This is a genomic window from Pseudomonas danubii, assembly GCF_042980055.1.
GTDB lineage: Bacteria > Pseudomonadota > Gammaproteobacteria > Pseudomonadales > Pseudomonadaceae > Aquipseudomonas > Aquipseudomonas danubii.
On record NZ_CP116502.1, the window covers coordinates 1,742,038 to 1,765,049 of the forward strand.

Annotated in this window: 26 protein-coding genes and 1 pseudogene; 2 read left to right on the top strand and 25 right to left on the bottom strand. The window is 65.5% G+C overall.

The genetic code is table 11. From position 1 onward, the window contains the following. Positions 1-62 precede the first annotated feature (62 nt). Genes PFZ56_RS08160 through PFZ56_RS08260 form a run of 21 tightly spaced genes read right to left on the bottom strand, consistent with a single transcriptional unit; the run spans position 63 to position 18,732 of the window. Positions 63-512, bottom strand: coding sequence for a hypothetical protein (locus tag PFZ56_RS08160; protein ID WP_102882076.1), 450 nt, complete (start codon positions 510-512; stop codon positions 63-65). Between the two features lie 25 nt (positions 513-537). Next, a complete protein-coding gene (locus PFZ56_RS08165; protein WP_102882075.1) occupies positions 538-1,764 on the bottom strand; it encodes a beta-ketoacyl-ACP synthase in 1,227 nt (408 codons plus the stop codon). Beyond that, positions 1,764-2,492 (bottom strand): 3-oxoacyl-ACP reductase FabG, encoded by a 729-nt coding sequence (gene fabG / locus PFZ56_RS08170; RefSeq protein WP_102862814.1) that lies wholly within the window; start codon positions 2,490-2,492, stop codon positions 1,764-1,766. The genes PFZ56_RS08165 and fabG overlap by 1 nt, the downstream gene beginning before the upstream one ends. Continuing rightward, positions 2,489-2,962, bottom strand: a complete 474-nt coding sequence (locus tag PFZ56_RS08175) for a hotdog family protein (RefSeq protein WP_170004045.1) — start codon at positions 2,960-2,962, stop codon at positions 2,489-2,491. Before PFZ56_RS08175 ends, fabG begins: the two co-directional genes overlap by 4 nt. Next, positions 2,959-4,155, bottom strand: a complete 1,197-nt coding sequence (locus PFZ56_RS08180) for a beta-ketoacyl-[acyl-carrier-protein] synthase family protein (RefSeq protein ID WP_102862816.1) — start codon at positions 4,153-4,155, stop codon at positions 2,959-2,961. Before PFZ56_RS08180 ends, PFZ56_RS08175 begins: the two co-directional genes overlap by 4 nt. Beyond that, entirely contained in the window at positions 4,152-4,637 is a 486-nt protein-coding gene (locus tag PFZ56_RS08185) for a DUF3261 domain-containing protein (protein WP_170004047.1), read from the bottom strand. Before PFZ56_RS08185 ends, PFZ56_RS08180 begins: the two co-directional genes overlap by 4 nt. After that, a complete protein-coding gene (locus tag PFZ56_RS08190; protein WP_110595402.1) occupies positions 4,634-5,395 on the bottom strand; it encodes a class I SAM-dependent methyltransferase in 762 nt (253 codons plus the stop codon). Before PFZ56_RS08190 ends, PFZ56_RS08185 begins: the two co-directional genes overlap by 4 nt. Then, entirely contained in the window at positions 5,392-6,639 is a 1,248-nt protein-coding gene (locus PFZ56_RS08195) for an NAD(P)/FAD-dependent oxidoreductase (RefSeq protein ID WP_170004049.1), read from the bottom strand. Before PFZ56_RS08195 ends, PFZ56_RS08190 begins: the two co-directional genes overlap by 4 nt. Continuing rightward, entirely contained in the window at positions 6,626-7,816 is a 1,191-nt protein-coding gene (locus tag PFZ56_RS08200; protein ID WP_170004051.1) for a sodium:proton antiporter, read from the bottom strand. Before PFZ56_RS08200 ends, PFZ56_RS08195 begins: the two co-directional genes overlap by 14 nt. Beyond that, complete coding sequence (locus tag PFZ56_RS08205) at positions 7,810-10,152, bottom strand: MMPL family transporter (protein WP_170004053.1); 2,343 nt, start codon at positions 10,150-10,152, stop codon at positions 7,810-7,812. Before PFZ56_RS08205 ends, PFZ56_RS08200 begins: the two co-directional genes overlap by 7 nt. After that, a complete protein-coding gene (locus PFZ56_RS08210) occupies positions 10,136-10,816 on the bottom strand; it encodes an outer membrane lipoprotein carrier protein LolA (RefSeq protein WP_170004055.1) in 681 nt (226 codons plus the stop codon). The genes PFZ56_RS08205 and PFZ56_RS08210 overlap by 17 nt, the downstream gene beginning before the upstream one ends. Further along, a complete protein-coding gene (locus tag PFZ56_RS08215) occupies positions 10,813-11,238 on the bottom strand; it encodes a thioesterase family protein (RefSeq protein WP_102862823.1) in 426 nt (141 codons plus the stop codon). Before PFZ56_RS08215 ends, PFZ56_RS08210 begins: the two co-directional genes overlap by 4 nt. Further along, complete coding sequence (gene hutH, locus PFZ56_RS08220) at positions 11,228-12,775, bottom strand: histidine ammonia-lyase (RefSeq protein WP_102882068.1); 1,548 nt, start codon at positions 12,773-12,775, stop codon at positions 11,228-11,230. Before hutH ends, PFZ56_RS08215 begins: the two co-directional genes overlap by 11 nt. Further along, a complete protein-coding gene (locus tag PFZ56_RS08225; protein ID WP_102882067.1) occupies positions 12,756-13,712 on the bottom strand; it encodes a glycosyl transferase in 957 nt (318 codons plus the stop codon). The genes hutH and PFZ56_RS08225 overlap by 20 nt, the downstream gene beginning before the upstream one ends. Then, positions 13,709-14,467, bottom strand: coding sequence for a glycosyltransferase family 2 protein (locus PFZ56_RS08230; RefSeq protein ID WP_102882201.1), 759 nt, complete (start codon positions 14,465-14,467; stop codon positions 13,709-13,711). The genes PFZ56_RS08225 and PFZ56_RS08230 overlap by 4 nt, the downstream gene beginning before the upstream one ends. Positions 14,468-14,498: 31 nt before the next feature. Further along, positions 14,499-16,172, bottom strand: a complete 1,674-nt coding sequence (locus PFZ56_RS08235) for an AMP-binding protein (protein ID WP_170004057.1) — start codon at positions 16,170-16,172, stop codon at positions 14,499-14,501. Next, positions 16,169-16,714, bottom strand: a complete 546-nt coding sequence (locus tag PFZ56_RS08240; RefSeq protein WP_102862827.1) for a hypothetical protein — start codon at positions 16,712-16,714, stop codon at positions 16,169-16,171. The genes PFZ56_RS08235 and PFZ56_RS08240 overlap by 4 nt, the downstream gene beginning before the upstream one ends. Continuing rightward, positions 16,711-16,965 (bottom strand): acyl carrier protein, encoded by a 255-nt coding sequence (locus tag PFZ56_RS08245; RefSeq protein ID WP_016962653.1) that lies wholly within the window; start codon positions 16,963-16,965, stop codon positions 16,711-16,713. Before PFZ56_RS08245 ends, PFZ56_RS08240 begins: the two co-directional genes overlap by 4 nt. A gap of 9 nt (positions 16,966-16,974) precedes the next feature. After that, positions 16,975-17,247, bottom strand: coding sequence for a phosphopantetheine-binding protein (locus PFZ56_RS08250; protein ID WP_011058851.1), 273 nt, complete (start codon positions 17,245-17,247; stop codon positions 16,975-16,977). After that, positions 17,216-18,037, bottom strand: a complete 822-nt coding sequence (locus PFZ56_RS08255) for a 1-acyl-sn-glycerol-3-phosphate acyltransferase (protein WP_102862828.1) — start codon at positions 18,035-18,037, stop codon at positions 17,216-17,218. Before PFZ56_RS08255 ends, PFZ56_RS08250 begins: the two co-directional genes overlap by 32 nt. Further along, positions 18,013-18,732, bottom strand: coding sequence for a beta-ketoacyl synthase chain length factor (locus PFZ56_RS08260; protein ID WP_102882065.1), 720 nt, complete (start codon positions 18,730-18,732; stop codon positions 18,013-18,015). Before PFZ56_RS08260 ends, PFZ56_RS08255 begins: the two co-directional genes overlap by 25 nt. 345 nt (positions 18,733-19,077) lie before the next feature. On the opposite strand from PFZ56_RS08260, the gene PFZ56_RS08265 reads away from it, so the two are divergent. Further along, positions 19,078-19,848 (top strand): ParA family protein, encoded by a 771-nt coding sequence (locus PFZ56_RS08265; RefSeq protein WP_102882064.1) that lies wholly within the window; start codon positions 19,078-19,080, stop codon positions 19,846-19,848. A 47-nt stretch (positions 19,849-19,895) separates the two neighbouring features. Here the strand turns inward: PFZ56_RS08265 and trxC are convergent, their stop codons facing one another. The 4 genes from trxC to PFZ56_RS08285 all read right to left on the bottom strand — a co-directional run bounded on the left by trxC (position 19,896) and on the right by PFZ56_RS08285 (position 22,847). Further along, positions 19,896-20,330, bottom strand: coding sequence for a thioredoxin TrxC (gene trxC / locus PFZ56_RS08270; RefSeq protein ID WP_102882063.1), 435 nt, complete (start codon positions 20,328-20,330; stop codon positions 19,896-19,898). 78 nt (positions 20,331-20,408) lie between these two features. Beyond that, on the bottom strand, positions 20,409-21,359 hold the full coding sequence (locus tag PFZ56_RS08275) for a hypothetical protein (protein WP_110595409.1): 951 nt from the start codon (positions 21,357-21,359) through the stop codon (positions 20,409-20,411). 26 nt (positions 21,360-21,385) lie between these two features. Beyond that, positions 21,386-22,330: a hypothetical protein gene (locus tag PFZ56_RS08280; protein ID WP_110595410.1), complete on the bottom strand. Its 945-nt coding sequence runs from the start codon at positions 22,328-22,330 to the stop codon at positions 21,386-21,388. A gap of 76 nt (positions 22,331-22,406) precedes the next feature. Beyond that, positions 22,407-22,847, bottom strand: a complete 441-nt coding sequence (locus tag PFZ56_RS08285; RefSeq protein ID WP_110651000.1) for an IgaA/UmoB family intracellular growth attenuator — start codon at positions 22,845-22,847, stop codon at positions 22,407-22,409. Between the two features lie 87 nt (positions 22,848-22,934). Between PFZ56_RS08285 and PFZ56_RS08290 the strand changes: the two are divergent. Beyond that, positions 22,935-23,012: pseudogene (locus PFZ56_RS08290) on the top strand (transcriptional regulator); the annotation flags it as partial.

Genomic DNA, 23,012 nt, shown 5'->3' on the forward strand with positions numbered 1-23,012 from the left:
CGCATTCTCCATGACATTAAAGGGGGTGAAGCAGCCCTGTGACCGGGGTCACAGGGAAGGGCTCATTGCGCGGCCGGGAAGCTCTTGGCCGCGGCGTCGGACAGCTGCTGCGCGGTCCGCTCGTTCTGGTTGTCCCGCAGCTCGCGCAGGATGCCCTTGTCCAGCAGGCGTACCCAGCGGATGTAGTTCTTGTGGATCTTGCCGTCCTTGTAATCCAGGTCGCGGCTGTCGCGGTAGACGATCTTGTAGTAGCTGGCGGAGTACTGGATATCGATCTCGGCGTGGAACTGCTCACGCACGGTGATCTCGGCCTGGATCAGCTCCGGGCTGATGCGCTGCACGGTCCACTTGCGGGCCACCAGGTTCTTCAGGATCGCCTGTTTGACCTGCTCCTGATCGGCCTGGATGGTGGCCGGGATCACTCGGTTGGGGGTGTACATGCGCTTGCTGGTGCAGGCGGTGACGCTCAGCAGGGCGAGGACGATGAGGGTGGCGCGAAACAGGGAAGACATTCCATTTCTCCAGTGAGGTGAGGCATTAGCGCCAGCGGCGGAAGATCAACGAGGTGTTGACGCCGCCAAAGGCAAAGTTGTTGTTCATCACGTATTCGTGGCTCATGGCCCGGAAACCGCCCTGCAGGTAGTCCAGCTCGCCGCAGCGCGGGTCGACCTGGTCCAGGTTGCAGGTGTGCACGTACAGGTCGCGGTTGAGCATCTCGATGCTGAACCAGGATTCCAGCGCGCCGCAGGCGCCCAGGGTGTGGCCGAGAAAGCTCTTCTGCGAGCTGATGGGCATGCGACTGCCGAACAGGCTGCTGGTGGCCTGGGTCTCGGCGATATCGCCCTGTTCGGTGGCCGTGCCATGGCCGTTGACGTAGCCGATGGCCGCCGGGAACAGGGCCGCATCCTCCAGCGCCAGCTCCATGGCCCGGCGCATGGTGCTCTGCTCGGGACGGGTGGTGTGCTGGCCGTCGGCGTTGCTGCCGAAGCCGACGATTTCCGCGTGAATGCGCGCGCCGCGGGCCAGGGCGTGTTCCAGTTCTTCGAGCACCAGCATGCCGCCGCCTTCACCAATCACCAGACCGTCGCGGTCGGTGTCGTAGGGCCGCGGGCTGGTGTGGGGCGCATCGTTTTTCAGGCTGGTGGCATACAGCGCGTCGAACACCATGGCCTCGGTGGGGCACAGCTCTTCGGCGCCACCGGCGAGCATCAGCGGCAGACGGCCGAACTTGATCGCTTCATAGGCGTAGCCGATACCCTGGCTGCCGCTGGTGCAGGCGCTGGAGGTGGGAATCAGGCGCCCGGTGAGGCCGAAGAAGATGCTGATATTGGCCGCGGTGGTGTGGGGCATCATGCGCACGTAGGAGTTGGCGTTGAGCCCTTCGGCCACTGAGTTCAGCAGCATGTTGCCGAAGGCCTTGATCTCGTCGGTGCTGCCGGTGGAAGAACCGCAGGCCACGCCCATGCGCCCGTCCTTGATCGACGGGTCGCCCAGCAGCCCGGCGTCGGCCAGGGCCTGCTCGGCGGCGCCCACGGCCAGGCGCGAAACCCGGCCCATGCTGCGCAGTTGCTTGCGGGTCCAGTGGCCGGGCACCTGGAAGTCATCGATGGGGCCGGCCAGGCGGGTATTGAGCTCGCTGAACCTGTCCCACTCGTCCATGCGCCGGATGCCGCTGCGGTTGGCGGCGAAGCGCTCGGCGATGCGGGCCCAGTCGCTGCCCAGGGAGGTGATGCCGGCCATGCCGGTGACGACCACGCGTTTCATCAGCACAGGCCCCCGTTCACCGCCAGCACCTGGCGGGTGATGTAGGCGGCTTCGGCGGACATCAGGAAGTTCACCGCGCCGGCGACTTCTTCCGGGGTGCCCATGCGCTGGGCGGGAATCATCTTCATCAGTTCGTCCACCGGCACGTTCTCGTCGAGCATGGCGGTGTCGATCAGGCCCGGGGCCACGCAGTTGACGGTGATCTTGCGCTTGCCCAGCTCGATGGCCAGGGCTTTGGCGGCGCCGATCAACCCGGCCTTGGAAGCGCTGTAGTTGACCTGGCCACGGTTGCCGATCAGCCCCGACACCGAGGTGATGCAGACAATGCGCCCGGCGGCGCGGCGGCGGATCATCGGCATCATCACCGGGTGCAGCACGTTGTAGAAACCGTCGAGGTTGGTGCGCAGCACCTGATCCCAGTCCTCTTCGCTGAGGGCCGGAAAGGCGCCGTCGCGGGTCAGTCCGGCATTGAGCACCACGCCGTAATAGGCGCCATGAGTCTCAACGTCGGCTTCCAGCGCGGCCTTGCAGGCCGCTCGGTCCGACACGTCGAATTGCAGGATGCGGGCGCTGCGGCCCAGGGCCTCGACTTCGCCCTTGACGGCTTCGGCTTCGCTGCGGCCGCTGCGGCAATGCAGCACCAGGTCATAGCCAGCCTGGGCCAGACGCAGGGCGATGGCACGGCCGATGCCACGGCTGGAGCCGGTGACCAGTACGGAGTCAGTCATGACGGGGTTCCTGTAGAAGAGGCAGGTGTTTCATGCAGATAGTCGGCGGCCTGGGGCGGGCGGAACACATTCAGGCGCGCGCTGGCGGCAATGCCGGGGCCGCTGAGGTGGCACTCGAACACGCCCATGCCGTTGTCGTCTTCGAGGGAGCGCAGTGCGTGGATTTCCAGGGTGCTGCCGACGGGGAAATGTTCAACGTTGCACTCGAATTTACGGGTGCCCAGAAGAAAACCCAGCTCCACCGGCAAGCCCTGCTGGCGGGCGCGGCAACCGGCGTAGGCGGCGACGCTCTGGGCCATCAGTTCGATGCCGACCCAGGCCGGCAGGCTGCCATCGGCGCGGTTGAACAGGCCGCTGGGGCGAACTTGGAGGCGAGTGCGGATCTGTTCTTCATCAAAGGCCAGGACCTGATCGATGAGGATCATGTCCCCGGCATGGGGCAGCAACTCGGCGAGCGGCCAGTCAATCATGGGGCGTCTCCGATAATCAGGCTGACGTTGTTGCCGCCGAAGGCGAAGGAATTGCTCATCAGGCGGCGCGGGGCGTGCGGGTCCAGGCGGTCGGCCGGGGTGACCCAGCGCAGTGCCGGCAGGGCCGGGTCGGCCTGGGCGTCCCAGAGGTGCGGCGGCAGTGCCTGGGCGGGGTTCTCGGCGCTCAGGCTGAGCCAGCAGAACGCGGCCTCCAGGGCACCAGCGGCCCCCAGGGTGTGGCCGCTCATGGGCTTGGTCGATGAGCAGGGCACGCCTTCGGGGAACAGCTGCGCCACCGCCAGGCTCTCCATGGCGTCGTTGTGCTGGGTGGCGGTGCCGTGCAGGTTCAGGTAGCCGATCTGTTGTGGCTGCAAGCCGGCACTGTGCAGGGCCAGTTTCATGGCCTGCAAGGCTCCTCGACCGTCGGGGGCCGGGGCGGAAATATGGTAGGCATCGGAACTGGCACCGCCGCCCAGCAGGGCAATGGGCGAGTCACGTCCCGGTTCCTTGCTCATCAGGAACAGCACCGCCGCTTCACCGATGTTGATGCCGTCGCGGTGGCGGGAAAACGGATTGCAGCGCTGGGCGGACACCGCCTCCAGGGCGGTGAAGCCGTTCAGGGTGAGCTGGCACAGGCTGTCGACCCCGCCGCACAGCACGGCGTCGCACAGGCCCAGGTCCAGCAGGCGCCGGGCGCTGATCAGGGCCCGGGCGCTGGAGGTGCAGGCGGTGGAAATCACATAGGCCGGGCCGCACAGTTGCAGCCAGTCGGCGAGGAAGTTTGCCGGCGCGCTGAGTTCCTGCTGGCGGTAGTCGTAATCCGCCGGGAATTGCCGGTCCTGCAGATAACGGGCAATGCCGCGACTGGCTTCGTCGATGCCCGAGGTGCTGGTGCCCAGGACGATACCGATGCGGCCACGGCCATAGCGTTGGATCGCCTGGCGGATGTCGTCCTCGATCTGCAGCGTGGCCTCCAGCAGCAATTGGTTGTTGCGGCTGTTTTGCGCCTGGAAGCCACTGGGCATGGGGGCCAGTGGACCGCGCACCGCCGCCACCGGCAAGGTGCGCTCGGGCACCCAGTGGCTTTCGTCGCGCATGCCTGAACAGTCGCCGGCAAACAGGCTGCGGGCGACTTCCTGGCGATTGCGGCCCAGGGCGCAAATCACCCCGAGGGCATTGAGGTAGGCCGTCATGGGGTGGCCTCGGTACTCAGTGCAGTGATGTGGTAGTGCGGGCCTTGAGGCAGGTTCAACTCGAAATCCAGAAGTTGTTGATAGTCAATCCGCCAGCGTGGGCCGAGGGTACGTTGGGTGCCTTGCTGACGGGCGCCCGGGTAGTTGGCGGCCAGTTCCGCCTCGGGTGTGAGGGCGAACAGCAGCGCTGCGAACAGCTCCCGGGCCTCCGGGTTGGGGGGCAGCAGGCCATCGGCCTGCCACCGGCCTGCCACCAGGCGCTGACGGGCCTGGGGAATGCCCAATGGGTCCATCAGCGACCAGCGCAGGTCCGCGCCTTCAGCCTGGATCACCAGCAGCCAGTCCTGGCGTTGGCCATTCGCCTGGCGCTGCACATGCAACTGCAACGGCAACACCAGGGTAGGCATGCGCTCGGGCAGCGGAGCCTGACTGACGCAAGCGCTCAGCAACAGGACACAACCGAGCAGCAGAGCGCGGATCATGCGGGCAGACCTTCCTCGGCGACCGGGGGATTCAGGGGCTTGCGGGCCACCACATTGACCAGGGTTTCCTCGCGCTGGCCCACCGGCGGCGGCTGGCGCAGGCCGAAGCGCTCCAACAGGCCGAAGTCTTTGGCGCGGCTCCACCACAGGTAAGGATAAGACACGTTCTGCGGGCCGAACTCAAAGCCCTGCCGACGAATCATCTCCAGATACTCGGCGGCGCTTTTCTGTACATGCATCGGATGGCGGAACAGCCAGCGGATCACCCAGGTATCGATGTAGGCCTCGGTGGATTCGGCGAACAGCAGGTAGCCCCCAGGCTTGAGCACCCGGTAGAACTCGGCCAGGGCCTTTTCCTGCTCCACCAGGTGATGGAAGGTCTGGTGGCAGAACAACAGGTCGACACTGGCGTCCGCCAGCTCCAGGGTCGCGCAGTCGCTGCCGATCAGTTCCACCTGCAGTTGCTGGCGCCGGGCTTCCTCGGCGCTGAGCTTGAGGCTGTGGGGGTCGGCGTCGAGGCCGATCAGGCGCTGCGGAGCGAACACCTGGCGCAGGTACTGGAACGACTTGCCCTGGCCGCAGCCAGCATCCAGCAGCACCGGGTGGGCCGGCAGCTCACCATCGAACAGCGAACGCAGGTCATTGATCGCCACCCGCAGCACATGGTGCTGCCAGGTGTGGCTGCGCAGGAACCAGAAGCCGAAGCGGGTTTCCTCGACGTAGCTGGCGCTCAGGTACTGGCTGGATGGTTCGCTCATGCCACGTCCCTCGCACAGACTTGTGACAGGGCCTTGAGCCGGCGCTTGGGCTCGCTGACGAAGGGGTTGCGCTCATCCCAGGCGTAGCCGGCGAGGATCGAGCTGATCATGCGGCGGATTTCCGGCGAGCTGCCCGGGTGATAGATCACGTCCTGGAAGGTGCCGGCGTACCAGCCTTCGACGTAGCAGCGGAAGGTGTCGACGCCGCGCTTGAGCGGTTCGGCGAACTCGCTCTGCCAATCGACGCTCTGGCCTTGCAGCTGACGGTGCAGCACCGCGGCGGCCATGCTCGATGAACGCATGGCGATGGTCACCCCGGAGGAGAACACCGGGTCGAGGAATTCCGCGGCATTGCCCAGCAAGGCGAAGCCCGGGCCGTGCAGGGTGGTGACGTTGGCCGAGTAACCGCCGATGGTCCGCGCCGGGGTGTCCCACTCGGCGTTTTTCAGGACCTGGGCCAGGCTCGGGGTTTCGTTGATGAAGCCGCGCAAGCAGGCGTCCAGGTCGCCATCGCGCCCGGCGAAGTGTTCGTCGGCGGCCACCACGCCCACCGAGCAGCGGCCGTTGCTGAAGGGGATGCTCCAGAACCAGATGTCGCGGTGTTCCGGGTGGGTGGTGATAAGGATCTTGTTACGGTCGAAATGCTCGCAGTCGATGCGATCCTCGACATGGGTGAACACCGCCCGGCGTACCGGAAAGTTCGACGGTGCTTCCAGTTCCAGCAGGCGTGGCAGGACCCGGCCGTAGCCGCTGGCGTCGAGGATGAAGTCGGCTTCGATGCGGTACTGGCTGCCGTCCTCACGGCGGCAGTCGAGCTGCGGCAACGGCCGTTCCACGTCTACGGCGACAATCTCTTCGCCGTAGCGGATCTCGACCCCTTGCAGGGCGGCCTGGTCGGCCAGCAGCTTGTCGAAGTCGGCGCGCTGCACCTGGAAGGTGGTGGGCTTGCCGTTACTGAAGGTGTCACCAAAATCGAAGGCGCTGTAGTGCTCGCCCCAGGCGAAGGCTGCGCCGTTCTTGAGCTGGAAACCGGCGGCTTGCACCGCCTCCAGCATGCCGGCTTCCTCGACGAAATCCAGGCAGTGGGACAGCAGGCTTTCACCGATGGAAAAACGCGGGAAATGTTGCCGCTCGACGATCAGCACGTCGTGGCCCTGGCGCTTGAGCAGCGCGGCCGCGATGGCCCCCGAGGGGCCGGCACCAATCACCACGACCTGGCGACGTTGCATTTCAACTGTTGGCACTGGGGCTCCTTGCCGGTTCGGCGATGTTCAGGTTCAAGGGGGCCGCGTTTACCGCGGCCGCAGGCGTTCGGTGCATCCCGGCCAGGGCCGGCAGCAGGGTGGCGATCAGGCCCATGAGCATCAGCGCGAAGTACAGCGCCGGGCTGATCAACTGTTGTTGCAGCAGCAGGTTGAGAAAGACGATCTCACTCAAGCCGCGAATGTTCAGCAGCAGGCTTTCCCGCCAGCGGCTGGCGCCCTCGAAGGAGGCGCCGGCCAAGCTCAGGCCCAGCCAGTTGCCCAGCAGCTTGCTGGCAATCGGCAGCAACAGCAGCGCCGCCAGTTGTACCCAGCCGAGGCTGTCCATGGCGCTGTGCACGTTGATCTGCACGATGCCGAACGTCAGGATCAGCGGGATGGCGACCAAGGTCTGCAAGCGGTTCATCCAGGCAGCCTTTAACGGCAGCACCAGCGGCAGCTTGAGGGCGGCCATGCACAACAGGTAGCCGATGCCGAAGATCAGCGCATTGAGCTTGTAGTGCTCGGCCAGCACCAGCAGGCCGAAGAACCCCAGGCTGTGCAGCAGGGGCTGGCGCAGGCCGAGGACCCGCAGCACCAGGGGCAGGCAGGCGCCCGCCAGGGGCAGCAGCAGGCTGCTGACCTGCAGGCTGCCCTGGGCCAGGGCGAACAGGGTCCAGCAGGTCAGGTCGATGAGGATCGCGGTCTGCACCAGGCGCCGGGTGGCGGCGGGCGGGTACTGGATGTGTCGCAGGTACAGGTAGAGCACCGGGATTGCGGTAATGGCGAACAGCAGGCCCACCGCCAGGGAGCTGATCCAGGGTTGCGCCGGCAGCAGCCAGAAGGCCGTGGCCAGGCCACAGGCAAAGGGTATGCAGAAGCTCGGCACGGCGATCTTCAGGCTCTGACGGTCCAGGCGCAGGTCGATCACATCACTGAGGATGTGCCCCAGCAGCAGGGCGAAGCTCAGGCCGTAGAGGAACTTGAGCCATTGCGGGGAGACCAGCTGCGCGCCGCTGAGCTGCCAGTGGGGTTCGATCCACAGCAGCATCAGCAACGGCAGGCCGAAGGTCGCCAGCAGCAGTTGGCTGACAATCGGAATCAGGCCCAGGTGGCGCCCGATGTAGGTGGCCAGGGCGAACAGGGCCAGGGCCAGCAGCCAGAACAGCAGGATCAGCATGGCGGGTTCTCCGCGGCCGGCGTCGGATGCGGCGTGTGGCCGGCCCAGGGCGCGAGGATAAAGCTGAAGGTCAGCCCCAGGCTCACCGCCAGACCGAAGTTGCTCACCGCCGGGGTGCTGGACACCGCCAGCAGACCGAACGACAGCCAGGTGGTCAGGGCCGCCAGCAAGGTGCCCAGCAGGCTCACGGCGGCGCCACCGATCTGCTCGCGCATGAGGATCGCGTAGTCGACGCTGATGGCGGTCACCAGCAGCAGGCCGAACAGGCTGAACAGGGTCAGCGGCTGGCCCAGCCAGCCGAGGCTGGCCAGGCTGCACAAGGCTGCCAGCAGCGGCAGGGCCACCAGGCGCAAGGCGCCACCGAAACCGAAGGGCAGGATCAGCAGCAGCACGATCAGCACGCAGGACGCCAGCTTGAGTTCGGCGGCGCTGACCTGGGTTGCGGCGAACACTCGGTTCAGCTCGCCCAGGCGATCCACCAGTTGCACCCCTGGCAGGTCATCGGCCTGGACCCGCAGCAGGGCAGCGTCGTTCAGGCCTTGCAGGCTGACCATGGCCGCTACGCCGCTGGCGTTGCTGCCCAGCCACAGCGGGCGATAAGGCTCGGCCAGGGGACCGATGAGCGCGGTATCAATGTCGGCCACGGGCAGGTCCTGCAGTTGTTTCAACTCCGCTTGCAGGGCCGGCAGGGGCACCCCCAGCGCCAGCAGCGGCTGCCAGACGCCCGGCAGTTGCTTGAGGGCCTCGCGTACTTGCTGCTGCTCGGCGGGTTGGCTCACCAGTTGGTCCAGGGACAGGTAGCCCTTGAGCTTGCCCAGGCTCACCAGTTGTTGCAGGCGCAGGTCCAGGGCGCGCAGGCGTTCCAGCAATTGCTGCTGATCGGCCGCGCGCACCAGGAAGAACTGGCTGGTGGGTTGATAACCGGTGATCCGGGCAATGGCCTGGGCCTCTTGCATCAGTTGCGGCGGTGCACCGACCCATTGGCGAATGTCGTTCTTGCTCTCGAGCTGCCACAAACCAGCGGCGCAGAACAGCGCCAACAGGGCCAGCAACGCCGGGCTCGGCACACGCTTGAGCAGCGCGGCACGCACCCCGAGCAAGGCTTCGGCGACCCGCAGCGGCCATTGCGCCGGACGCAGTTCGACGCCCTTGAGCAGGGCCGGCAACAGGCACACCGCCGACAGGTAGGCCCCCAGCAGGCCGGCGGCGGAGAACACGGCGATCTGGGTCAGCGCCGGGAATGGGGTCCAGGCCAGGGCCAGGTAGCCGATGCAACTGGTGATCAGGCTCAGGCTCAGCCCGGGCAGGGTCAGGCGCAGGGCCGGCCAGCTGCGCCAGGGTTTCAGGCTCCAGCTCTTGGACAGGTAATGCAGGGGGTAGTCGACGGCCACGCCGATCAGGCTTGAGCCCAGCACCAGGGTCATGACGTGCATGCGCCCGAACAGCGCGACGCAGGCCACGGCGCCGAACAGCATGCCCACCAGCACCGGGACGAAGGCCAGCAAGGCGCGCCAGCGGCGGAAGGCCAGGAGCAGCAGCAAGAGGATGCCCAGGGTGGCGCCTCCGCCAACCCAGGTGATTTCCCGGCTGGCCTGTTGCTGGCCGTTCGCAGCGTACAGCAAGCCGCTGGCCGCCAGCAGTTGTACATCGCTGTGGCCGGCCTGTTCGCGGCTGTGGTCCAGCAGTTCGGCCACCTGCAAGGGCAATTGCAGGTCGAAGGCATTGCCGTTGGTGCGGGCCCGCAGGAGTACCCATTGTTTGCCATCGGCGTCGGCCACCAGGGCGCCGCTGCCGATGTCCAATTGCACCGCGCCGTGTTGCGGCTGGCTGTTCTGAATACGTCCGGTCAGGCCCAGCCAATCATCCTGGCTCGGCACCAGGGAGAAGCCGGCAAAGGGGTCGAAGAGGCTTTGCACGCGCTGCTCGATGAACGCCTGGGGCTGGCTGATCAACTGCTCGCGGTCATGGGTCGAGAGCATGGCCAGGCGGCCTTGCAGCAGTTGCTTGCGCAAGGCCGGCAGGTCGGCCTGCAGGTTCCACTGGACCTTCTCGAACAGCCCGCTGGCCTGCCATTGCTCGGCCAGTTGCCGGGCCATGGCCACGGCTTTTTCGCGCTCGGCATGCCCCACCAGCACCAGGATTTCCCGGTTCAGCGGTTCCTGCATGCGTTGTTCGGCCTGCAGCTCCAGGGCGTCCGGGGCGGTGCCGGGCACCAGCTCCATCAGGTTGGCGGACAGGGGCGCGCCGTGGCGCCATTGCCAGGCGCCCAAGGCCAGCACCAGGGCCAGCAGGATCAGGAAGGATCGCGGCAGCCAGCGTTCACTCGGCAAAGTCATGTTGCTCCGCTTCACTCAAGGGTTGGGCACTGCTGCTGTCCTGCATGATCAGCAAGGTACGGTCGCCCTGGGCTTCCAGCAGTTCGATGCGTTGCACCAGCGCGCCGCCGTCGATATTGATCTGGTTGAAGATCTGTTTCAGCAGCAGGGAGCGGGGGATCAATTGCAACTGCCAGTTCTGCGCGCTGCCTTGCAGCTTGAGTTCGAAGTCCCGCTGCAGGCCACTGCTGTCGCCTTGCAGCACGGCGAGGAACAGGCGGTTCTGTTCGGCACCGGCACTCTTGCCCGGAAGCATCTGCCAGCCGCCGGCATCGCGCCGGGCAATGCCGGTGGCGGTGATGCGATAGTCCTGCTGCAACGGGGTCCGCAGCAGCCACAGCAGGCCATGGTTTTTCGCCAGGACGAAGTGGCCCTTGCTGGTCAAAGGTTGGGGCAGGGCGCGCAGGTGCTTTTCCTGGATGAAGCGGCCGTGGATCACCTCCGGCCGCGACAGCTGGTCGCTCAGTTGTTGCAGATCGAAGGCCTGGGCCAACCCCGGCACACACCACAGCACCAAAACCGTAGGAGCGAGCTTGCTCGCGAACCGCCGCACCAGGGTGCTTAGCCCTGTGCAACGGGCAGATAGACCAACGATCTTCGCGAGCAAGCTCGCTCCTACCCTCATGGCAGGGCCCTGGCAACGGCGTCGGTGAACACCTTGGGCGAGGCCAGCTGCATCTCCCGGCTGGCGATCTCCACGGCCACCTGCACCGAGCTGGCGCGGGTCAGGCGCTCGCCACTGGCCAGGTCGGTGATCAGGTAGTTGATCTTCAGGCGGTTCTCCCACTCCACCAGGCTGGCGCGCACGTTCAGGGTCTGGCCGAACACCGCGCCGCGCACGTAGCGCAGTTGCAGGTCGATCACCGGCCAGGCGTAGCCGGATTCGAGCATCTGGTTGTAGTTGTGGCCGAGCTTGTCCAGCAGGGCGCAGCGGGCGACTTCCAGGTACTTGACGTAATGCCCGTGCCAGACGACATGCATGGTGTCGACGTCGAAGAACGGCACCTGGACCTGGGTGTCGGCGTGGATCACTCCCTTACTGCGCATGCAGCCTCCAGTGTTGTTCGGCGATACGTTGCAGGCACAGGCGCAGCTCGCGCTCCAGGGCGCGGTCCTCGATCACCGGTGGGAAGTCTGCGGCCAGTTGCTGGTGCATGGCCTCCAGGGCCGGTGGCAATGGCCGGGCATCGGCTTCCTGGCGGCGCAGCCAGACGCCCTGGTTGGCTGCGAGCAAGGTGGCCGCGGCCACTTGCTCGGTGAGCTCCAGCACGCGGATCGCGTCGCGGGCAGCGATGGTGCCCATGCTCACCTTGTCCTGGTTGTGGCACTCGGTGGAACGGGAGAACACGCTGGCCGGCATGGTGTTTTTCAGGGCTTCGGCAGTCCAGGCGCTGGCGCCGATCTGCACCGCCTTGAAGCCGTGATTGAGCATGGCGCGTTCGGCGCTGGCGCCGGACAGGTTGCTCGGCAGGCCGTGGTTGTAGCGCACGTCCACCAGCAGCGCCAACTGCCGGTCCAGCAGGTCGGCGACGTTGGCCACCAGGTTCTTCAGGCTGTCCATGGCGAAGGCGATATGCCCGCCATAGAAGTGTCCGCCGTGCAGCACGCGTTCGGCCTCGGCGTCGATGATCGGGTTGTCGTTGGCGCTGTTGAGTTCAGTTTCGATAAAGCCCCGCAGCCAGTTCAGGCTGTCGGCCAGCACGCCGAGAACATGGGGCGCGCAGCGCAGCGAGTAACGGTCCTGCAGGCGGTGCAGGGGCGCGGTCGGCGCGTCGATGGCCAGGTCCTGGCGCAGCCACGCGGCCACTTGCATCTGCCCCGGGTGCGGCTTGGCGGCGAACAGGCGTTCGTCGAAGTGCTCCGGGTTGCCTTGCAGGGCCACCACGTTGAGGGCAGTGATGCGGGTGGCCAGGTGCAGCAGGTAATCGGCCCGGGCAAAGGCCAGGCAGGCCAGCCCGGTCATTACTGCGGTGCCGTTCATCAGCGCCAGGGCTTCCTTGGGCCGCAGCACCAGGGGCTCCCAGCCCAGCTCGCGGTGCACGTCGGCGGACTCACGACGCTCGCCGCGGAACAGCACCTCGCGTTCGCCGGACAGGGTGGCCGCCACGTAGGACAGCGGCGTCAGGTCGCCGCTGGCGCCCACCGAGCCCTCTTCCGGGATCAGCGGCAGGATGTCCTGATCGAGGAAGGCCTGCAGGCGCTCCAGCAGTTCCACCCGGACCCCGGAAACCCCGTGGCACAGCGACTGCAGGCGTGCGGCCAATACAGCGCGGGTGGCTTGGGCGTCCAGCAGCTTGCCCAGGCCGCAGCCGTGGAAGGTGTACAGATGACGGGGCAGGGCCTCGACATGCTGCAGCGGCACCGCCACCACACACGAGTCGCCGTAGCCGGTGGTCACGCCGTAGATCACCCCTTCCTTGTCCAGCAGGGAGTCGAGGAACTGTGCACCCTTGGCAATCCGCTGGCGCCAGGCGGCGTCGCTTTGCAGGCGCGTCGGCACCTGGCGGTTGGCCAGGGCCAGCACGTCTTCGATGCGCAGGGGGTGTTCGCCGAAGGTTACCGGCTCATGGGTCGAGGTCGTCATCGGTCTTCCAGAATGGGTAAAAGTTGAACCATTGTTGCGGTGCCTGCAGGCAGTACTGGCCCAGGCGCTCGGCGTAGCGGGCGGTCCACTGGGCGATCACCTGCTGGCGGTCATTGCGCTTCCACTGCACGGCCTCGGCGAAGGGTTCGAGGATCACCTGGTAGCGGCCCTGCTGTTTCAGGCACAGCAGCAGGTTGACCGGGCACTTGAGCAGCCCGGCCAGCAGCCAGGGGCCCTGGGGGAAAGCGGCCTGATGGCCGAGGAAATCCACCCGCACGTTGCGCCCGCCGTGCAGCGGTACGCGGTCGCCGGCAATCGCCAGCCACTCGCCGCGATCCAGGCGCTGGCTCAGTTGCAGCATGATCGCCGGGTCCAGCTCGCTGACCTGGATCAGTCGCAGGTTGCTGGCCCCGGCCTCGCCCAGCAGGCGGTTGAAGCGTTCGGCGTGCTTGGTGTGCACCAGCACGTTCATGGTCACTTGCTCGCCCAGCTCGGCCAGGGCCCGGCAGACTTCCAGGTTGCCCAGGTGCGCGCCCACCAGCAGCTGTCCGCGTTCCCCGCGCAGCTGATGGCGCAGCTGCGCCGGGTCGACGATTTCGATCTGTTCGATGCGCAACTTGCCGTTCCACACATCGAGCTTGTCCAGCAGGGCATCGGCAAAGGCCATGAACTGGCCGAACACCCGCCAGTGGCTGGGGCGCAACTCATCGCGCCCGCTCCATTGGGCCAGGCGCTGCTGGTACTGCCAGATGCTGCGGCGGGCGCGGCGGCCGAACAGGAAGAAGTAGAAGACTATGGCGTACAGCACCGGGCTCAGCACCCGGCGCCCCAGCACCCGTACACCGAAGGCAGTGAGCTTCATCAGCCAGAAGCTGCCACGCTCCTGATGGCCGGCCCAGTGTTCGCTGCCGGGCTCCTTGGGTTGCTCCAGGCTCATGAACGCCACCGGCGCCAGAGAATCAGCGGCAGGCGCAGCAACATGCCGAAGAACAGCTTGGCGTGCATCTTGGAAATCAGCGCGTTGTCGTGGAACAGGCGAAAGTGCGAGAGGCCGTCCTGGGGGTAGTGCACCCGGGTCGGCAGCCAGTGCATGGGCTGGTTGCGCCAGGACAGGCGCACCAGGATCTCCGGGTCGAAGTCCATGCGCCGCCCCAGTTGCACCGAGTCCAGCAGGGCCAACGTGGCTGGCAGGGGATAGACTCGGAAGCCACACATGGAGTCCGGGATCTGCAGCGACAGGCTGTTGATCCAGACCCAGACGTGAGTCAGGTAGCGGGCGTACAGGCGCCCCTTGGGCACGCTGGCGTCGTACTGTGGATAACCGCAGATCAGCGCCTCGGGATGGGCCTGTGAGCGTTGGATGAAGTGATCCACATCCGCCAGGTCGTGCTGGCCGTCGGCGTCCACCTGCAAGGCGTGGCTGAAGCCCAACTGAGCGGCTTCGCGCAGGCCGGCCATGACCGCGCCGCCCTTGCCCTGGTTGATGGCCAGGCGAATCAGGAACACCTGCTCGCGCTCGGCCAGTTGTTCCAGCACCGCCGCACAGGCCGGGCTGCTGGCGTCGTCCACCAATACGCAGGGCAGGCCCCGGGCCAGGAGCGCGTCGACCACGGCGGGCACGGCGGTTTCATGGTTGTAGACCGGAATGACGGCGCAGGGCTTGTGGGTCGGCGCTGGACCCTTGGCTGGCAAGCCAGCGCCTGCAACCGCGAAGTGGGAGGCGTTATCCACAGCTGGCCTCCAGGATGATCCGTCCGCTGGAGCAGGGGGCGCCGTCATTCAGGAAGGCGAAATACAGTTTCTGGCGCTGGACGTCGAAGCGCAGGTTGAGCTGGATGCGGTCGCCGGGGCGCACCAGTTGCTGGAACTTCAGCACTTCCATGCCGGCGAAGCGGCCTGGCAGATCGAGCAATTGCTGACCCAGGGCCAGGGCCCAGTCCACTTGCACCACCCCCGGTAGCACCGGAGTCTGGGGGAAGTGCCCGCTGAAGTAGGCCAGGTCTGGCGGAATTGCCAGTTGCAGTTGCCACTCTTCTGCGTGCTGCACCTGCTCCAGTACCTCCGGCGCTTGCGGACGCGGCGCCAACAGCAGGGCCTGGACCTCGGCCTGGGGCAGCTTGCCCTGGTTGTTCAGGGGCATTTGCCGCAGCAGGCGCCAGCGCCGGGGCAGGGCCAGGGCTTCGCAATGCCCGGCCAGGTGCTGGCGCAGGGCCTGGGTCAGGTGGCGTCGACCCTGGTTGCGCAGGGCATGCAGGCCGGACTCACTGAGTACCAGCAGGGCGCCAAGGTAGGCGCGGTTGTCTTCGATCACCCCCAGGCGCGCTTCCGCGACCCAGTCGTGCTGCTCCAGGGCCTGTTCGAGCATGGGCAGGGAGATGCGTTTTTCTTCCAGCTTGACGATGCGGTCCAGGCGGCCCAGCAGCTCGAAACGGCCGTCGGCGGCGATGCGCGCGGCATCGGCCGTGTGTTCGACATGCCCGGGCGGCAGGTAGGGCGAGGCAATCAGCAGTGCGCCGTCGCTGTCCTGGCTCAGGTGCACCTCGGCAAAGGGCTGCCACAGCTCTGGCCCTTGGCGCCAGGCGATACCACCGGTTTCCGAACTGCCGAGGATCTCCGTCGGCCATTGCTGCAGGCGCTGTTGCAGCCCGCTGGCGGCCTCGGCAGGCAAGGCGCCGCCGGAGGAGAACACCCGGCGCACCGGGCTCAGGGCCGGCCAGTCGAGGTTGTCGCCCATGCGCTTGAGCAGCGCCGGGCTGGCCACCCAGGCGAATGCCGGGCATTCGCGGCTGGCCCGTTGCAGGTCTTCGGGGAACGGCAATTGACGGCGCACGAAGGGACGCCCGGCGCACAGCGGCCAGAGCACGCGGAACAGCAGGCCATAGATGTGCTGGGTGGCGACGCTGCCGATGATCCAGGCCGGGCCCAGGTCGGCGCCCCACAGGTGCTCCAGGGCCTGGACCTCGTTGGCCAGCTGGCGCAGGTTTTTCTCGATGCGCTTGGGTTCGCCGCTGGAGCCTGAGGTGCACAGGCTCAGTTGGCAGGCGTCCAGGTCCAGCTCCGCCGGTTCCAGCGGCGCAGCCTGCAGTGGCTGCAAGGGCGGGTCCTGGTCGGTCAGCCACAGGTCGACGTCCGCCGCCCAGCGCTGGCGGGTCTGGGCCTGCAGGTCGGCGGGCAGCAACACACTGACCCCGGCGCGCCAGGCACCCAGCAGGGCCACGGCCAGGTCGACGGCATCTTCCAGATGCAGCGCCAGGCGTCGCACGCCGCGCGCTTGCAAGGCCGCGGCCAGGCCCAGGGCCCGGGTCTGCAAGCCTTCCAGGTCGATATCGGGGTGGGCGCTGACCACCCGCGGTGCTTGGGTCCTGAGCAATAGCCGCTCAAGGGCAATCCAGTTCATCTACGGCCTCGTACCCGTTGTCGTAAAAGCCACTCAATGGCAAACAGCAAACCCATCAGCCCGTAGGCGATCAGGCCGTTGTACAACGTCCACCAGCTCAGCGGCGCCCAGAGGGTCAGGGCCGCGGCGATTACTCCGTTACAAAGGAAAAACACACTCCAGGCGATGGTCACCTGGCGGGTATAACGTATGGCTTTTTCCGGCAGGTCCGGCTCGCCAAGGCGCGCCAGGCGCTCCGCCACCGGCGGGCCGTACTTCAGGCTCAGGCCGAACAGGCCGAGCATGAAGCTGCTGATCAGCACCGGGTACCAGCGCAGCAGCGCCGGGTGGTCGAACCACGCCAGCAGCAGGCAGAAGACGAGCGCCGCGGCTGCCATCCACAGGCTGCCGGGACGACGTTCCCCGGTCAGCGCCCGGGCCAGCCACAGGCCGCCCAGCAGCAGGCCGAATTGCCACGGAGCGAAGTGCTCCATACCGAAATACACCGCAAAGGGGTAAAGCAGGCCGGCCAGCAACAAGCCCAGGCCGATCAGCCGGCTCATGCGGCCGGCTGGACCAGACGGTAGACCGCCTCGACCACGTCATTGACGGTACGCACCGACTTGAATTCCTCGGCGGCGATTTTCTTGCCGGTCTGACGCTTGATGTGGTCGATCAGGTCGACGGCGTCGATGCTGTCGATTTCCAGGTCCTGGTACAGGTTGGAATCCAGGCTGATGCTGTCAGGCTCAAGCTCGAAGAGTTCGACCAGGGCATCGCGCAGGGTGTTGAAGATGTCGTCACGGGTTTGCATGGTCGGTTCTCAAGCTGCCTGTTTTGCAGTGACGAACGCCGCAAGGCTCGCCACGTTACTGAAGTGGTTGCGGGTGTCCTTGGCGTCGGCATCGATCTTGATACCGTACTTTTTCTGGATCGCCAGCCCCAGTTCCAGGGCGTCCACCGAGTCCAGGCCGAGGCCTTCGCCGAACAGGGTCTGATCGTTGCCGATGTCCTGGGCACTGATGTCTTCGAGGCCCAGGGCGTCGATGATCAGCAGTTTGATTTCAAGCATCAGATCCGGGTGTGTATCGCTCATCTCTGGCGAGCTCCTTGATGAAATAGTGGTGCAAGTGCTCATTGAGCTTGCGCGACGCCTGAGGCGCGGGGCCTTGGGCGGCAAAGGTCTGTGGGTCTATATCGGCACCGACGTGAAAACTGAAGTGCACACGGCGTTGCGGAATGCGATACCAGGGCTCGGCCTTGGTCAGGGTGGTGGGGCTGACCTTGATCACCACCGGGGTAATGATTTTCGCACCCCGCAGGGCAATCGCCGCGGCCCCCCGATGAAAGGCGGGAGCGGCGCCCGGCTGGGTACGGGTGCCTTCGGGAAAGACGATCAGGGTCTGGCCTGCTTGCAACGCCCCGGAGGCGCTGTCGAGCATGTCCATGCTGCCGTCGTTGCTGATGTACTGGGTGGCGCGCACCGGGCTGCGGGTGAAGGGGTTGTCCCAGAGGCTTTGCTTCACCACGCAGTTGGCATCGCGCACCAGACCGATCAGGAACACCACGTCGATCAGCGACGGGTGATTGGCGATGATCATCTGCCCCGGACGGCCGAGCAGGTGGGCGCCCTGGACTTCGTAGGTGAGCACGCCGCTCTTGGCCATGAAGCGGATGAACAGCCAGAACAGCCGACTGACGGTCCGGCGTGCGCGCCGGCTATGGCTCGCGGCGTCGCCGGGCAGGCAGGCCAGGAGCGGGAAAATCACCAGGCGCAGGCACAAACCACCTATTCCGAACAGTGCAAAGCTCAGACCGGTGGCCAGCAGGCGCCAGTAGTAGGCATTGCGGCCCTTGGCGCTCAGTGGTTGCGTTGCCAGGTCCATACACGATTCATCCAGGCATGTTGGCAAAAGGTCTGCGAGCCGAGCAGGGTTCGCAGCAGGTTCAGGGCATGGGGCCACTGGGTCTTGGGGATTTGACCGTCGTGGCTGTCCAGGGACAGTTGCCAGTCGTCGCCTGGGGTCAGCAACAGACCCAGGGCATAGGGAAATGGCACGTCGTCGATCCAGCTGGCGTAGGCCTCGGGCGGCTGTTCCTCGGTGATCACCAGCAGTACATGGGGAGCGCCGTCCGCCAGCAGGGTGGCGGCTTCCAGCAGGCCGTGTTCCAGGCCGTCGCCGGCGGCGGCCAGGGCGGTCATTTCACTGGTTTCGCCGCGCATGATCGACCACAGGCCGATCACCGCGTTGTGCACCGAGAGGCTGAACTGGGTGGGCGACAGCGGCTGCTCGGCGGCCAGGTCGCTGAGGATCTCGAAGGTTCGCGGGGTTTCGCCGTGCCGGGAAATGAACACCAGCGGCAATTGCTCCAGGCCTTCGGCCAGGGGCCAGCCAACGCTGAAAGCCATGCGCGCCAGGCGACTGAGACGGCGGCGCTGCATGGCGGGCAGAAAAGACACATCGGGAGCGGCATCGCTGCTCTCAGGCAGGCTCGGCTGACGGCTCCAGGCCTGCCAGGCGTCCACGCTTTCGAGCCCAGGGGCCCATGCACGCCATTGAGCGATGTTGAACTTGATCACTTGATTTCATCCCGCCCCTGCGGGCTTCCTTGACGCGGTGTATCGCTTCGATTGGCGATTGACCTGGATGACGCGAAGGCGTCAGTGGCGCGCATTATCCCGGTGCGACTGGCTTGTAGCAAATGCTGCTTGGGCTGTTGGTCGCAAAAGCGTCGAATCTGCCGCGATCATGGGTGTCTATTTGCCACTATCGAGTTTCCTTTGCGCCCCGATCCCTCGCCGCCGAGGCTTTGCATCGCCTGTTCCAGGGGTGGCGGAGGTTGGGAAACTCTTGTGTTGCCGAGGTAGCTAACGGGCGCGGAGGACTACTACACTCGGTGATCTTTGATACACGGAGGTTTAGACATGCGGCGAGTGGTGTTCAATCAGAAAGGTGGCGTGGGCAAGTCCAGTATTGCCTGCAATCTGGCGGCGGTCAGCGCCAGCGAGGGGTATCGCACCTTGCTGGTGGATCTGGATGCCCAGGCCAACTCGACCCAGTACCTCACCGGCCTGACCGGCGATGACATTCCCATGGGCATTGCCGATTTCTTCAAGCAGACCCTGTCTTCCGGGCCCTTCTCGAAAAAGAACCAGGTGGATATCTACGAGACGCCGTTCGACAACCTGCATGTGGTGACCGCCACCGCCGAGTTGGCGGATCTGCAGCCCAAGCTTGAGGCCAAGCACAAGATCAACAAGCTGCGTAAGTTGCTGGACGAATTGGCCGAGGACTATGACCGGATCTATCTCGACACCCCGCCGGCCCTGAATTTCTATGCGGTTTCGGCGTTGATCGCCGCTGATCGGGTATTGATTCCTTTCGACTGCGACAGCTTCTCCCGTCAGGCGCTGTACGGCCTGCTGGCGGAGATCGAAGAGTTGAAGGAAGACCACAACGAGGACCTGCAAGTCGAGGGGATCGTGGTCAATCAGTTCCAGGCTCGGGCCAGCCTGCCGCAACAGATGCTCGACGAACTGATCAGCGAGGGGTTGCCGGTGCTGCCGGTGTACCTGGCCAGCTCGGTGCGCATGCGTGAATCCCACCAGGCCAGCCTGCCGCTGATCTATCTCGATCCGCGACACAAGCTGACCCAGCAATTCGTTGACCTGCACAACCTGCTGGAAAACGCCTGAACTCGGCGCCGCGGTGGCAGGAGTGCAAGTCTCCTGTCAGGGCGTGTTCAGATGCCCTGGCTGCGCAACCAGCCCAAGAGTTGCGGCAAGGGCAGGGCGCCGCTCTGGCGGGCCACTTCCCGGCCGTTCTTGAACAGGATCAGGCTGGGAATCGAGCGAATGCCCAATTGCCCCGAGAGCTGCGGGTTGGCTTCACTGTCCAGCTTGGCCAGCCGGCACTTGCCACTCAGTTGCGCGGCGGCCTGCTGGAAGATCGGCGCAAAGGATTTGCACGGTCCGCACCAGTCAGCCCACACATCCACCAGTAACGGCAGGTCGCCCTTGATCTGGCTGGCGTAGTCGCCCTGTTGCAAGTCAAAGGGTTTGCTCAGCAACACCTCGGCCTTGCAGCGCCCGCACTTGGGCTGATCGCCCAGGCGCTCGGCGGGAATGCGGTTGAGGCCGTTGCAGTGAGGGCAGGGGATCAGCAGTGGCTCGGACATGGTTGGGCTCCGCAAACAGGGTAGAGCGCCTTAAATGGCGGCGCCCGGGGTGAATATCAAGTCGGCGCCGCCATGGCTTCACGTGCTGGGCGGGGCCAGTTCGACGCTGACCAGACGGTCCATGGAGCGGCCGATGTAAAAGGTAAAGGGCCGGCCCAGGTCCATGGCCATGCCCTCGCACTTGCCCATGAAGCCTATGTGTTGCAACGGAGAAATCTCTCCATCCTCGTGGTACTGCAAGCCCAGGGAACCGACACTGAAGCCGACGCGGTCGGCGCGGCGATCCTCGCGCGTGCCCCAGGAGGTCTTGATCGCAGACAGTTGGATGCGGTTGTCGAACAGCATCTGGTTGAGCGTGGGGTTGGCGAACCTGATGTTGCCGAACAAGAACTGCGCCGGTTCGCGCTTGTTGTCTTTCCACTCCAGATACACGTTGTAATCCCCTGTTCCGCTCCCGGCCTTGCTGCCCATCTGGCTGAACGGCATGCCCGGTGCCTGGAGAGTGGCCTGGTATTGGCAAAACGCCTCGTTGGGCGTGCCGGTGGCCGACAGCTTGCCGCTGATCAATTCCTCCATCGAGTAATGAAACAGCACATCGGCGTATTTCACCGGCTCCAGCGCCAGCGAGAAGCGCCGCGGCAAGGCCATGGCTCTTTTGCGGTACTCGGGGTTGGTGTATTTCCCGGTTTCCGGGGCGATCTCCAGAACGGCTTCGAAGGTGCCGGCTGCGCGCGCCTCGACAATCTCGCTGAACAGCTCCCGCAGGCGTTGGCGCTGGGTTTCGGGCACGCTGCTGTCCAGGCTGATATGCAGGGTCTTGTCGTCCTTGCGGTCCATCTCCAGGCCGATGTGGTCAGGCTCGATGCCGATCCCGGCGGCCATCTGAGTGATGGTCTCGGCGAAGTACGGCACGATCTGGGCCTGCTTGGGGTTACCCACGGTGTCCTGGAAGTGCAGGGTGAGGTAGGTCTGCTTGCAGCCGGTCAGCAGCATCAGCAGCAGGGCTGCGGTGTAGAGGCGTCGGTTCAATGGAGGTCCTTGTTGCGCCATGGCGCTTAGCGGTAGTCGACGCGGGTCAAGCGATCCAGGGTCCGGCCCATTTGAAAGGTGAATGGCCGACCCAGGGTCTGCATCTTTTGCTCGCACAGCGCTTGCAGCTCGTCCTTTCGGGTGTCGAAGGGCAGGGCTGAGGTCAGGGTCTGGACACCGATGGAGCCGATGACGATGGCGAATTCGTCAAGGGGCACCGGCGCGGGCTGGGTGCTTTTCGAGCTGGAAGGCCAGGCCTGGATGGTTTTCTGCTGCATGTGCCGGTTCAGGTCCGGGTCATCGAAATGCACCTTGAGCGGTACCTTGGCAATGCTGCCGCTGCGGGTCAGCAAGGAGATCAGGCCGCGCTCGCTGTTGTCCTGTTCAAGGGCTTCGTAGCCGATCAGTTTCAAGCGCGTGGGCATTGTCAGGTGTGCGGTGATCTTGCAACTGACCGGGCCTTCGATTTCGCTGCGGTTGACGATGGCACGCAGGCTGTCGTCGTAGCTGCGGTCCAGCAGCATCTCGAACGCCGGGTCGAACTTGAGGGTGGCGTCGATGCTGTCTGGCAGGCCGCTGGGGCCGGACGGGGTAACGCTGGCCTGGGCGTTGTCCAACTCCAGGTGCAGGTTCATGGAGCTGGCCTTGCGCGCGTCGGTAACCTGCTCGAAGACGGCCTTGAGGCGGCCCCGTTGTTCCGGGCTCAGGGAGTAGTCCACCAGGCGCAGGTGGATCACTTTGTCATCCTCCTTGTCGCGCTCCAGGGCGATGGCATCCGGGTCCAGGCCCTGGGCGCTGAGCGCCGTGTAAATACTCTGCTTGTACGCCTCGTGCACCAACTGGTCGGAGAATTGCGGGCCGGCCTTGGGATCGGAGCGCACCGAGTCCTGGAAGTGCAGGGTGGCGAAGTCTTCCTTGCACCCGGTCAGCCAGAGCAGCAGGGGTAACAGCAGCAGGTAGCGAGTTTTCATGGTGGACTCTTGCAGGGCATCGACGGGGGTAGTGGCATGGGCGAGCGGTGAAAGTGGCAGCCAGGCTTTCAGTGTGTCACTGGGCCAGGCGATGCCCGTTGAGGGCGATGACCACGGCGAACTTCTTGGCGATCACCACTTCGGCCTGGTTCTTGGTGGTCAGGAAATTTTCCATCGGGTAGGGGAATTCCACGGGGATGCCGCCGATCGACATGTGCTTCAGCGTCTGGGACTGCAGCTCGATGCTATCGCTCCCGGCGCCGCCGCCAATCAGGTAGACGTTGTCGCTGACCGGCTGGTAAGACATGCCGCCGCGGCCCTGGATTCGCTGCAGGCTGGCGGTCTGTTTGGCCAGTTCGTCCAGTTCGACCTGGGTGATGGTGCGGTGCGGTTTGCCGTGCAGGCGCAGGTCCTGCAGGTTCATGCGGTACTTGGCGCGGCGGCTCAGGTAGATGATCGCCGACACCAGGCCAATGACGGTGAAGACTCCGGCGACCAGGGTGAGGAACAGGTTCATGCGCATCCTTGCAGGTACTGGAAATCAGGGTTGCGCATTATCCGTATCCGCTGTCGACGGGTCCATGCGTAATTGCCAGTGCCGGGCGGCAAGCGCCAGCTCAACCTGCGGCAGATCCGCTGGCTGGCCGAGCGCTTCAAGGTGTCGATGGAGACCTTCGCCTGA